This window comes from Actinomadura montaniterrae, assembly GCF_008923365.1.
In the GTDB taxonomy this organism is placed as follows: domain Bacteria; phylum Actinomycetota; class Actinomycetes; order Streptosporangiales; family Streptosporangiaceae; genus Spirillospora; species Spirillospora montaniterrae.
Genome location: NZ_WBMR01000277.1, coordinates 1 through 11,376, shown reverse-complemented (window position 1 = coordinate 11,376; position 11,376 = coordinate 1). Strand labels below are relative to the sequence as shown.

At 72.3% G+C, this 11,376-nt stretch carries 10 protein-coding genes; 6 read left to right on the top strand and 4 right to left on the bottom strand.

What is annotated here, in order from left to right:
• A partial coding sequence (locus F9B16_RS45110; protein ID WP_151546423.1) for a hypothetical protein occupies nt 1-915 on the bottom strand: 915 nt, incomplete at its 3' end.
• A gap of 154 nt (nt 916-1,069) precedes the next feature.
• Here F9B16_RS45110 and F9B16_RS45105 point away from each other — a divergent pair.
• The 4 genes from F9B16_RS45105 (at nt 1,070) to F9B16_RS45090 (ending at nt 6,161) form a co-directional block, all read left to right on the top strand.
• On the top strand, nt 1,070-1,696 hold the full coding sequence (locus tag F9B16_RS45105) for a sigma-70 family RNA polymerase sigma factor (RefSeq protein WP_151546422.1): 627 nt from the start codon (nt 1,070-1,072) through the stop codon (nt 1,694-1,696).
• Nucleotides 1,697-1,812: 116 nt separating this feature from the next.
• Nucleotides 1,813-2,016: a hypothetical protein gene (locus F9B16_RS45100; RefSeq protein WP_151546421.1), complete on the top strand. Its 204-nt coding sequence runs from the start codon at nt 1,813-1,815 to the stop codon at nt 2,014-2,016.
• Nucleotides 2,017-2,026: 10 nt separating this feature from the next.
• The gene (locus F9B16_RS45095; protein WP_151546420.1) at nt 2,027-2,902 is read left to right on the top strand and encodes an HAD family hydrolase; all 876 of its coding nucleotides are present in this window, start codon (nt 2,027-2,029) and stop codon (nt 2,900-2,902) included.
• Nucleotides 2,903-2,972: 70 nt separating this feature from the next.
• Nucleotides 2,973-6,161 carry an ATP-binding protein gene (locus F9B16_RS45090; protein ID WP_225992510.1) on the top strand — a complete coding sequence of 1,063 codons (3,189 nt, stop codon included), beginning with the start codon at nt 2,973-2,975 and terminating at the stop codon, nt 6,159-6,161.
• Here F9B16_RS45090 and F9B16_RS45085 read toward each other — a convergent pair.
• The 3 genes from F9B16_RS45085 to F9B16_RS45075 are packed head-to-tail and all read right to left on the bottom strand — an operon-like array spanning nt 6,139 to nt 8,769.
• The gene (locus F9B16_RS45085; RefSeq protein WP_151546419.1) at nt 6,139-6,915 is read right to left on the bottom strand and encodes an ABC transporter permease; all 777 of its coding nucleotides are present in this window, start codon (nt 6,913-6,915) and stop codon (nt 6,139-6,141) included. The genes F9B16_RS45090 and F9B16_RS45085 overlap by 23 nt on opposite strands.
• The gene (locus F9B16_RS45080) at nt 6,912-7,898 is read right to left on the bottom strand and encodes an ATP-binding cassette domain-containing protein (RefSeq protein WP_151546418.1); all 987 of its coding nucleotides are present in this window, start codon (nt 7,896-7,898) and stop codon (nt 6,912-6,914) included. The genes F9B16_RS45085 and F9B16_RS45080 overlap by 4 nt, the downstream gene beginning before the upstream one ends.
• Nucleotides 7,899-7,956: 58 nt before the next feature.
• Complete coding sequence (locus tag F9B16_RS45075; protein WP_151546417.1) at nt 7,957-8,769, bottom strand: NUDIX hydrolase; 813 nt, start codon at nt 8,767-8,769, stop codon at nt 7,957-7,959.
• 496 nt (nt 8,770-9,265) lie between these two features.
• On the opposite strand from F9B16_RS45075, the gene F9B16_RS45070 reads away from it, so the two are divergent.
• Both F9B16_RS45070 and F9B16_RS45065 read left to right on the top strand, forming a co-directional pair.
• Nucleotides 9,266-10,534, top strand: a complete 1,269-nt coding sequence (locus tag F9B16_RS45070) for an HNH endonuclease signature motif containing protein (protein WP_151546416.1) — start codon at nt 9,266-9,268, stop codon at nt 10,532-10,534.
• A 251-nt stretch (nt 10,535-10,785) separates the two neighbouring features.
• Complete coding sequence (locus tag F9B16_RS45065) at nt 10,786-11,112, top strand: hypothetical protein (protein ID WP_225992509.1); 327 nt, start codon at nt 10,786-10,788, stop codon at nt 11,110-11,112.
• Nucleotides 11,113-11,376 lie beyond the last annotated feature (264 nt).

Sequence of the window (11,376 nt, the reverse complement as noted above, 5' to 3'; positions counted from 1 at the left end):
CGGGTCGAAGGCCGCGGGGGCCGGGGACTCGATCGCGGGCGCGTCGGGGAACCGCAGCTCCTCGGCGGGCGCCGGGTCGGGGAAGCGCAGCTCCCCGCGGCGCGGGTCGGCGGGCGGCGTCGGCGCCGGGACGGGCTCGGCCGGCGCGGCGTGCGACGGCGCGTGCGACGGCCCGGCGTACGCCTGCTCCTCGTAGCCGGTGGCGGGCTCGTCGGCGTACTCCTCGCCGTACTCGTCGTAGCCCTCGTCGTCCTCGTACACCGGGATGGTGCGCATCGCGCCGTACCAGACGAGGCCGGCGGCGCCGCCGAGCGCGATGACCGCGAGCGGGGCGGGCAGGAACCCGCGCGTGCCGCTGACCACAAGCACCCCGGCGAGCGCGACGAGCGCGACCGGGATGAGCAGCTCGCCGGCCTCGCGGTCGCGCTTGCTCGCCAGGTAGGCGGTGACGCCCGTGCAGCCGACGAGCGCGATCACCGCGACGACGTGCGCGCCGTCGATCAGCAGCAGCGGCAGCGCGTCGTAGGTGTCGCTCGGCTTCGGCAGGCTCTTGGACAGCGAGCCCTTGAGCGGGTCGACCAGCAGGATGACGATCGCGACGACCGTGTAGGAGATCGTGAACAGCCAGGCGCCGAACCGGACCTGGACGTACCGGGCGATCAGCTCGATCATGCCGAGGGCCAGCCACACCGGTCCGATGAGCGCGGCGCCGAGCTCCATGACGCGGAAGAACAGGCCGTTGTAGCCGGCCATGAAGCCGATGGCCATGCACAGCAGCGCGAGCGTCAGTCCGACCTGGGTGAACGACCAGGCGATGAGGTAGAGCAGCCGGTCCTTGTAGGCGCGCTGGACGAGCAACCCGGTGGCCGCGAGGGCACCAAGGGTCGCAACGAACGCGATGAGGGCATCGACCATGGCGTCCCCATGGTGCCCGATCGCGGGCGATGAGAGGTAACCGCCGTCTTCACCGGGCGCCCGCGGAGGGCTCCCCGCCCATTGCCTGCTGTACGGATCGGTATCTAGAGTGGCAGATCGCGTCGGAGGTCGCGTACGCCCCGAGGAGACCTGCATGAGCAGCTTGGCCCTCGAAACCCGGGTCGTCCCGCTTCCTCGGCGTTCCCGGGAGTCCGCCGCCGGCGCCGACCGCGCCGAGGTGCTCAAGGCGCTGGTCCTGCGGGCCCGCGAGGGCGACGCCGAGGCGTTCGGCTCCCTCTACGACCACTATGTCGAGCTGGTCTACCGGTACGTCTACTACCGCGTCGGCGTCCACTCCCTCACCGAGGACCTCACCAGCGAGACGTTCCTGCGCGCGCTCCGGCGGATCCGCGACTTCCGCTGGCAGGGCAAGGACTTCGGCGCCTGGCTGGTGACCATCGCCCGCAACCTCGTCGCGGACCACTTCAAGTCGGGCCGCTACCGGCTGGAGGTCTGCACGGCCGACCCGGTCGAGCCCGAGCGCGCGCAGGAGGGGCCGGAGCGGGCCGTCCTGGACGCGATGACGCACCGGACGCTGCTCGCCGCGGTCCGCCGGCTCGGCTCGGAGCAGCAGGAGTGCGTGGTGCTGCGGTTCATGCACGGGCTGTCGGTGGCCGAGACCGCGCTGATCATGGACAAGAAGTCGGGTGCGATCAAGGCGCTGCAGTACCGCGCCGTGCGCTCGCTCGCCCGGATGCTCCCCGACGACCTGCGCGGCTAGGCCGTGTTTACAGTCCCGGCCCACTTGAGACAGGCCCCGACCCTCCGCTTTATTGGACGATCTGTCAGTTACGGCCGGGCCGTAACCCGCCGCGCCGTCCGGTCGTTCTTGCGGGCGTGAGGAGCAGGTACGACAAGAGGGCCGAGGCGGGCCGGCGGCTCGACGGGCTGCGCCCCGGCCGGGCCGGGTCCGCCGAGCCGGGCCCCGACCCGCGCTTCCGCGCGATGCTGCGCGAGCGCCTGATGACCGCCGCCGGAGACGCCAGTGACAACGATCGCAATGAGGCGCGGGAGGACGGCCGGAACGCGCGTGTTGATTAGGCTCGGGCGTATGCGGCGATTCTGGCAGCGCGGCAAGGACGAGGACCACGTGAGCGCCGGGGAGGCGGCCGCCGCGGCGGCGGCCGAACCGAGCCCGCTCCCCGAGCCGGACCCCGCCGCGGCGGCGTTCTTCGACGTCGACAACACGATGATGCGCGGCGCGTCCATCTACTACTTCGCGCGCGGCCTCGCCGCCCGCAAGCTGTTCACGATGCGGGACCTGGCGATGTTCGCCTGGGGGCAGGCGGCGTTCCGGCTGCGCGGCACGGAGAACTCCGAGCACATCGGCAGCGCCAAGGAGGCCGCGCTGGCGTTCGTCGCCGGGCAGCGGGTCGCCGGGATCGTCCGGCTCTCCGAGGAGATCTACGACGAGGTGATGGCCGACCGCATCTGGCACGGCACCCGCACCCTCGCCCTCCAGCACCTCGACGCGGGGCAGCAGGTGTGGCTGGTCACCGCCACGCCCGTCGAGGTGGCCCGGACGATCGCGCACCGGCTCGGGCTGACCGGCGCGCTCGGCACCGTCGCCGAGACCCGCGACGGCGTCTACACCGGGCGGCTCGTCGGGAACCTGCTGCACGGCCCGGCGAAGGCGGAGGCCGTCCGGGCGCTCGCGGCGCGCGAGGGGCTGGACCTGGCGCGCTGCTCGGCCTACAGCGACTCGATCAACGACCTGCCGATGCTGACGGCCGTGGGGCACCCGCACGCCGTCAACCCCGACGGGGCGCTGCGCGAGCACGCCAAGGAGCACGGCTGGCCGATCCACGACTTCCGGACCGGCCGGAAGGTGACGATGGTCGCGCTGCCGGCCGCCGCGGGCGCGGGCGCGCTGGCGGGCGGCGTCGCCGCCGGGATCGCGCTGCGCCGCCACTACCGGACGAACTGACACAAGGCCCGGCAGTCGCCGCAACTCGCGACCTATCGCGAGTTGCGGTGACACGCTCTACGCTGTCCGTGTGAAGACCGCCCGGGTGAAGGTCGAGCTGGCGCTGCTGTCGCGGGTCGCCTGCCGCGGACGCGACGTCACCGGCCCCCGGCTGCGCGACCTCCTCGCGCTGCTCGCGGCCGAACCGCGCACCGGCCTCGGCGTGAACCGGCTGGTCGAGGGCCTCTGGCCGGACGAGCGGCCGGAGAACCCGGGCAAGGCGCTGCAGGTCGTCGTCTCCCGGGCCCGGTCGCAGCTCGGCCCCGACGTCATCGCCAGCACCCCGACCGGATACCGGCTGGGACTGGACGAGTCGGCGGTCGACGCGTCCGCCGTCGTCGCGAGCGCGGCCGAGAGCGCCCGCGCCGCGCGCGAAGGCGACCATGCCGGCGCGCTCGCGCACGCCGACGAAGGGCTCGCTCTGTTCGACGGCCCGCCGGACGCGTCCGGCGGCGCCCCCCTGTCGCCGCTCGCCCAGCTGCGCGCCGACCGGGCCCGGACCTACCGCGAGCTCGTCCGGACGCGCGCGCTGGCGCTGTCCCGGCTCGGCCGCCGCGAGGAGGCGGCCGGCCCGCTCGCCGCCCTCGCCGCCGACCACCCGCACGACGAGGAGATCCTCACCGAGCTGCTGCGCTGCGAGGCCGCGACCGCCGGGCCGTCCGCCGCGCTGGCCCGGTTCGAGTCCTACCGCCGGTCGCTGCGCGACGAGCTCGGCACCGACCCCGGCCCCGCGCTGCGCGCCGTCCACCAGGACCTGCTGCGCGAGACCGCCCTCGACGGCGCGCCCGCCGTCCGGCGCGGCATCGTCCACGAGCCGAACCCGCTGCTCGGCCGCGACGCCGACCTCGCGAACGTCCTCGGCCTGCTGCGCGCCTCCCGCGTCACCTCCATCGTCGGGACGGGCGGCCTCGGCAAGACCCGGCTCGCACACGCCGTCGCCCGCGCGGCCGAGCAGCGGATCGTACACGTCGTGCCGCTCGCCGGCGTCGCGCCGGACGGCGACGTGGCCGGCGAGGTCGCGTCCGTCCTCGGCGCCGGCGAGACGCGGGGCGCGCACGCGAGGCCGGGCGGCTCCGGCGACCTCGTCGCCGGGATCGCCGACGCGCTCGGCCCCGGCCCGGCGCTGCTCGTCCTGGACAACTGCGAGCACGTCGTGGACCGCGCCGCCGGGCTCGTCGGCGCGCTCGTCTCGATGACCCGCGACCTGCGCGTCCTCACCACCGGCCGGGCGCCGCTCGGGCTGTCGTCGGAGTCGGTGTACGCGCTGCCCGAGCTGGACGAGGCGACCGCCGCCGAGCTGTTCGAGCAGCGCGCCCGCGCCGCCCGCCCGAACGCCGACCTGCCCGCCGCGAAGGTGCGGGAGCTGTGCCGCCACCTGGACGGCCTGCCGCTCGCCGTGGAGCTGGCGGCGGCGCGCGTGCGGGTCATGTCGGTCGCGGAGATCGCCCGCCGGCTGGACGACCGGTTCGCGCTGCTGCGCGGCGGCGCCCGCGACGCCCCCGCCCGGCACCGCACCATGCACGCCGTCGTCGACTGGAGCTGGAACCTGCTCGACCCGCGGTCCCGCGCCGCGATGCGGGCGCTGTCGGTCCTCCCCGGCGGGTTCACCGCCGGCGCCGCCCGCCACCTCGTCGGCGACGACGTGCTGGAGATCCTGGAGGACCTCGCCGACCAGTCGCTGCTCGTCGTCGCCGACACCGGCGCCGGGACCCGCTTCCGGATGCTGGAGAGCGTCCGCGAGTTCGGCGCCGCGCACCGCGAGCAGGCCGGCGACACCGAGCGGGCCGTCACCGGCCTGCTCGCCTGGGCGCGCGAGTTCGGCACCGCCCACCACGAGCGGCTGTTCGAGGCCGAACCGCTCGAGACGATCGAGCTCGTCCGGGCCGAGCAGGACAACCTCCAGCAGGCGCTGCGGCACGCGCTCGCCCGCCGCGACGGCCCCTCGGTCGCCGCCGTGACCGCCGTCCTCGGGGCCCTCTGGACGATCGAGTCCGCCTTCACCCGGCTGTCCGCGCTCGCCGGGGAGGTCTCGGGCGTGCTGACCATGTTCCGGCCGGCGCCGGAGGACGTCCCCACCACCCGGGCCGCCCTCGCGCTGTGCTCCATGATCTCGCTGGTGCTGAAGGGCCCGCAGGTGACGCGCACGCTCGTCGCGCTGCGCCGGCTCCCGCCGCCCTCGCCGTCCACGCTGGGCGGCGCCATGGCGCTCGTCGTCCGGTCCGCGCCGGAGATCCTCGCGGAGGGCTCCACCACCCTCGACGAGCTCCGCGCCAGCGGCGAACCGCTGCTCGCCGGCGTCGCCGACGTCGTCGCCGGATACGTGCTGGAACGGGCCGGCGACCTGCACGGGGCGCTCGCCGCCACCGAGGTCGTGCTGAAGGCCGCCGAGGCGCCCGTCACCCCCTGGGTCGGGCTGGCCGCCCACTCCCGGCTCAGCGAACTGCTCATGCAGGTCGACGACAACGAGCGCGCCCTGACACACCTGATGGCCGCCCTGCGGCTGATGGAGCAGTACGGATGGCGCGACATGTTCGGGCTGCACTGGGCGATCGCGGGCGTCCACCTCCACCTCGGCCAGTACGACGAGGCGGAACGCTGGCTCGACCGGTCCCTCGTCGCCGGGCCCGAGGAGTCCTACGGCACCGCCACCTTCGACATCGGCGCGCGCGCGGAGGTCGCGCTCGCCCGCGGTGACACCGGCACCGGGCTGCGGCTGTGGCGCGAGGCCATCGGCCGGCTGGAGCGCGACGCGGACCCGTCCATCGAACCGGCCTTCGACCCCTGGACGCTGGAGTCGCACATCGCCGCCGTCGTCGCGCACGCCCGGCACGGCCGGCTCGACCTCGTCGAGGACATCGCCGCCGCGCTCCCCGCCAAGCTGGCGGCGCTGCTCGGCGACCCGCCGCTGCCCGTCCCGGCGTTCTTCATGGACCTGCCCGTCCAGGGCGGCATCCTGCTCGCCCTCGCCATGACCGACCTCGCCCGCGGCGGCGACCCGGCGCGCGCCGCCCGCATGATCGCGCTGGCCGAGCGGCTCAACTTCGTCCGGACGTTCCAGCCGACGATGGCGCCGGACGCCGCCCGCCGCACCGCCCAGGACGCCGCCGGGCCGGCGTACGCCGACGCGGTGTCGGAGTACGCCGGCCTCGACCGGGACGGGCTGCGGGACGCCGCCCGCGCGGCGCTGCGCGCCTGGGTCAGCGCGACGGATCGCGGTTGAACAGCCGCTTCGACCACAGGTAGCCGACCACCGCGACGCCCACGCACCACGCGACCGACACCGCCGCGTCGTGCCCCGCGGGCTGCCCCATCAGCAGCTTCCGCAGCGCCTCGATCATCGGCGTGAACGGCTGGTACTCGGCGAACCACCGCACCCCCGCCGGCATCGAGTCCGGCGGGACGATCGCGCTGCCGAGGAACGGCAGGAACTGGATCAGCAGCGGCGAGTTGCTCGCCCCCTCCGGGCCCTTCGCCAGCAGCCCGAGCGCCACCGCGAACCACGTCAGCGCGAACGTCAGCAGCACCATCAGCCCCGCCGCGCCGAGCCAGCCGCCGAGCCCCGCGTCCGGCCGGTACCCCATCGCGACCGCCGCCAGCACCGACAGCACCAGGCTGATCAGCGTCTGCATCATGCTGCCCACCACGTGCCCGGTCAGCAGCGACGACCGCGCGATCGGCATCGTCCGGAACCGGGCGATGACGCCCTCCGTCATGTCCACCGCGACCGCCACCGACGGCGACATGCAGCCCGACGCCACCGCCATCAGGATGATCCCCGGCGTCACGTAGTCGATGTAGTCGACCCCGCCGACGCCCTTCCCGAGCGCCTTGCCGAACACGCCGACGAACAGCAGCAGGAACAGGATCGGCGTGATGATCGAACTGACCGACAGCGACGGATAGCGCAGCGCGTGCCGCAGGTTGCGGCGCAGCATCGTCGCCGAGTCCGCCATCGCCTGGGAGATCGGGGTCATCGCGAGGCCGCCTTCCGCTCGTCGTCCTGCTGGTCCCCGGCGTCACCGGCGGTGTCGCCGGTGAGGGCGAGGAACACGTCGTCCAGGTCGGGGGTGTGGACGGAGAACTCCTCCACCTCGATCGCCTCGTCCTCCAGGCGGCCGAGCAGCGCCCGCAGCGACCGGACGCCGCCGTCGCTCGGCACCTGCAGCGTCAGCGCCTCGTCGTCGCGCGCCGACGCCGGCAGCACCCGCGCCGCCGCGTCCAGGCCGTCCGGGCCGGCCAGGCGCAGCACCACGTGGCCGCCCGGCACCATCCGCTTGAGCTGCTCCGACGTGCCCTCCGCGACCAGCCGGCCGCCGTTCAGCACGCCGATCCGGTCGGCGAGCCGGTCCGCCTCGTCCAGGTACTGGGTCGTCAGGAAGATCGTCACGCCGCCGGCGACCAGGCTCCGCACCATCTCCCACATCGCCCGGCGGCTGCGCGGGTCCAGGCCCGTCGTCGGCTCGTCCAGGAAGATGATCTGCGGCTCGGCGACCAGCGTCATCGCGATGTCGAGCTTGCGCCGCATCCCGCCGGAGTACGTGGACGCGAGCTTCCCCGCCGCCTCCACCAGGTCGAACCGCTCCAGCAGGGCGTCCGCACGCCGCCGCCCCTCCGCGCGGCCGAGCCGGTACAGGTCGGCCATCAGGATCAGGTTCTCGCGGCCGGTCAGCAGGCCGTCCACCGCCGAATACTGGCCCGTCACGCCGATCGCGCGCCGCACCCCGTCCGGGTCCCGCGCGACGTCGCGTCCCGCGACCCGCGCCTCGCCGCCGTCCGCGCCGATCAGCGTGGACAGGATCTGCACCGCCGTGGTCTTGCCCGCCCCGTTCGGTCCCAGCAGCGAGAACACCGTCCCGCGGGGCACCTCGAAGTCGAGCCCGTCGAGCACGACCTTGTCCCCGAACGCCTTCCGCAGCCCGACCACCTCGATGGCCGTCTGCACCGGTTTCGTCGTCATGCCGCAGACTCTGGGCGAGGCCGCCTTCAGCCCGCTTTCACCACGGTTTCACGGGGTTTCAGCCGGTGTCGGCGGGTGTCAGCGCCTCGGCGAGCATGCCCAGCGTCGCCCAGTCGACGAGCCGCGCCGCGCGGATCTCCCCGTACGTCGCGATCTCCACCCACGTCCGCTCGGAATCCGCCTCGACGCCGTGCGGACGGTCCCGCCGCGTCCGCAGCCAGTCCAGCTCCTCATCAGTGATCTCGACCGAGAACAGATGAGCATGATGCGCCGACACGGTCGCCGCGACCTGCCCGCTCCCATGCGCGCGGAATCGACGGGGGTCGACCCGCAGGCCGGTCTCCTCCGCCACCTCATCGACCGCCTGCACCAACGGATCCGGACCAGTCGCATCTGTCGCCGTCGCCATCGCCGTCGCCATCGTCGCCGGTGATGAGCCACCGGGCAGCTCATGGACGTACCCGTCGGGTGTGGAGGCCGGACTACGGAACTCCCGGACCAGCACGACCACCGTCTCGTCCAACGACGGCCCAGGACGATACAGAGCCACCACGGAGACGTCCGGCCGCGAGATGACGACCTCGTTGTCCTTGATCCGGTCCTCGGCGGCGACATGCATCCGAACATGCAACGCCCAGAAGAACACCACACCCTTTTCCTCGCAAGGCGCCGCACCCGGTGCCTCGCCCGGCGTTGACGTCCAGACAGGACGAGCTCCGAGCAGCGCATTGCCCGCATTGCGCTGAGCGGTGTACCAGCGCTGAAAACTCGCAGTGCGCCGAACCTGCAGCGGAACGTCCTGCTCGCCCTGCTTGCTCTGCTCGCCCCGTTCGCCGCCGGTTGTCGGTGTGGTCAGGTCGCCCGTCTCCATGCAGAGCATGCTCGTTGCCACAGAGCGGCCCATCAACACACCGCGGGTGCGGGACGTAGAGCCTCGCGCGCAACCACGCAACCACGCAGCCACGCAGCCACGCAGCCACGCAGCCACGCAGCTCGCATCTGGTCATTGGGAGTTCGAGCATGGGGCGCAGAGGCGGTGGGGGCGGCGCTGGCGTACGGGGCCGCCCCTCCAAAGTCAAGGGCGCCTTCGGCGTCGCTACGCGATGGACTTCGTCCACCCTTGACTTTGGAGCCTCTGCGGCCCCTGGGCAGGTGATGGGGGCAGGCTCCGCCTGCCCCGCCCGGGTCGCGCCGCCCCCACCGTCCGCCCACGTAAGGGGAGACGGAGCGATATCACTAAATGGCTCCTTCACGAGGAGGAGCCTTCTCCAAACTAAGAGGTATACCTAGCCATACCTATCCCCTCAGCAACAAAAATAACACCGCTTTCCAAAGCAAACACCCTCCCCATTCGATATACTTAACCCATGCATTCGGTCACGGTCGATCTCAACGAGGCGTCCACCATGGAATTGGTGAACGCCGCTGCGATGATCGCCGCCGAACTGGCCGCACGAGAGGCTCCCGAGTCGGCGGCCGCCTGCCTGGAACTCACCGAAACCCTCGCGGCCGCAGCCGATATGCAGGAAAGCGCGCTGGCCGGATTCATCGGCCGAGTCGACGCCACCGGAGAACAGCAGCGGTGGGGCTATCCCTCCACCCAGGCGTGGCTCCGCTCACGCCTCGGCATGCGCGACAACCGCGCCAAGGAACGCCTCACCCTCGCCCGGCAGCGCCACCGCCTGCCCCACGTCGCCGCCCAACTCGCCTCCGGCGACCTGTCCTACGGCTACGCCACCACCATCGCCGACTCGACCGCCCGCCTGGACGACACCGACTGCGCCGAAGCCGAGACAACCCTGCTCGGCTTCATCGACCAAGGCTTCTCCGCCGGGAAGGTCGCCGCGTTCGGGCGCCGCATCCGCGACCTCATCGCCGAACGCGACGGCACCGAAGCCGCACCCGACGAGGACACCAAACGCGGCTATGACAAGTCCTGGCTCACCACCACCCGTTCCCTGGACGGCGGCCGGTACGTCAAAGGCTGGCTGAACCCCGAAGACGCCGCCATCTTCGACGGCACGCTCGCTCCGCTGGCCAAGCCGGCCGGGCCCGACGACCACCGGGATCTCTCCGAACGCACCGCCGCCGCCCTGTCCAGCGTGCTGTCGGGCGGACACAAGGCCACCAAGGTCACCGTCATCTGCGACCTGGACACCCTCACCGGCGGCAACACCCCCGCCCGCCTCACCGACGGCACCCCCATCCCCGCCCCGCAAGCCCGCCGCATCGCCCTCTCAGCCGGAGTCTCACCACTCCTCCTCGGACGCGGAAACACCCCGCTGTACCTCGGCCACCGGGAACGATTCGCCAGCGCAGCACAACGCCAAGTCCTCGAAACCCTCTACCCCACATGCGCGGTGCGGGAATGCGAAACCCCGGGCACACTCTGCGAGGTCGACCACGTCAACGGCTGGGCACTCGGACACTCACCCACCGACATCGACCAACTCGCCCTCACCTGCGGATGGCACAACCGGTTCAAACACACCCGCCCCGACCAGATCCACATCACCAAAGACTCCGACGGGCGCTACGTCTACCGGCTGCTACCACCACCAGACGCCCGAGGCGCAACCAGTACCGGACCACCCGGCGACAACGGCCCACCGTCCAGTTTCGACTGGGCCGCCTGATCAGCACTTCACACCACACCGCCACACCGGATACACGCATGCCCGCGTCATCGCGCGGGCGTGCGGGCGTGCGGATGTGCGGCCGCGTCCGCACATCACCCTCATGCGCCGTTGCAGCCAGCTCGCATCAGCACCATAGACTTCACCCGAAGGCGCACTCCGCAGCAAAGAAGCAGATTCACCGGTAGTGCCAGCTTCGCTCAAGAAAACTCTCATCGCGTGCCGATTGCCCCTCCGGCTATTCTCCACCCATGGAGCAGGAATACCCCCTCATTCGCGATGTCTTTCCAGACCTCATCGCCGAGTTGACTGATCTCCTCGAGAGCGAAGGAGAACGCGAACTGGCGATCTGCGCGTGGGATCTGCGGCTGGTCGACGAGTGCGGCTGCGGCGATGACTTTTGCCAGAGCATCCATACTGCGGAACATCCACGAGAGCAGCCGTACGGCCCGGGTTATCGGTGCGTACCTCTCTCGCCCTCGAAAGGCATGCTGGTCCTGGACGTCGTGGACGCTCGGATCATGTACATCGAGATCCTTTATCGGCCACCCATGCACCCCCGGAATGCGAAGTCGTAACATCACCGAGCGGGATACACGTGATACCAAGTGCGGGCTGCTCGACCCGCCCCGATCTCGCTCCGTCTCCCCTTACGTGGGCGGACGGTGGGGGCGGCGCGACCGGGGCGGGGCAGGCGGAGCCTGCCCCCATCACCTGCCCAGGGGCCGCAGAGGCTCCAAAGTCAAGGGTGGACGAAGTCCATCGCGTAGCGACGCCGAAGGCGCCCTTGACTTTGGAGGGGCGGCCCCGTACGCAAGCGCCACCCCACCACCCGAACACCC

Excerpts from the sequence above, each read along its gene's own strand:
- F9B16_RS45095 (WP_151546420.1), top strand. The coding sequence starts at position 2,027 with ATGCGGCGATTCTGGCAGCGCGGCAAGGACGAGGACCACGTGAGCGCC.
- F9B16_RS45085 (WP_151546419.1), bottom strand. The coding sequence starts at position 6,915 with ATGACCCCGATCTCCCAGGCGATGGCGGACTCGGCGACGATGCTGCGC.
- F9B16_RS45065 (WP_225992509.1), top strand. The coding sequence starts at position 10,786 with ATGGAGCAGGAATACCCCCTCATTCGCGATGTCTTTCCAGACCTCATC.
- F9B16_RS45070 (WP_151546416.1), top strand. The coding sequence starts at position 9,266 with ATGCATTCGGTCACGGTCGATCTCAACGAGGCGTCCACCATGGAATTG.
- F9B16_RS45075 (WP_151546417.1), bottom strand. The coding sequence starts at position 8,769 with ATGGAGACGGGCGACCTGACCACACCGACAACCGGCGGCGAACGGGGC.
- F9B16_RS45105 (WP_151546422.1), top strand. The coding sequence starts at position 1,070 with ATGAGCAGCTTGGCCCTCGAAACCCGGGTCGTCCCGCTTCCTCGGCGT.
- F9B16_RS45080 (WP_151546418.1), bottom strand. The coding sequence starts at position 7,898 with ATGACGACGAAACCGGTGCAGACGGCCATCGAGGTGGTCGGGCTGCGG.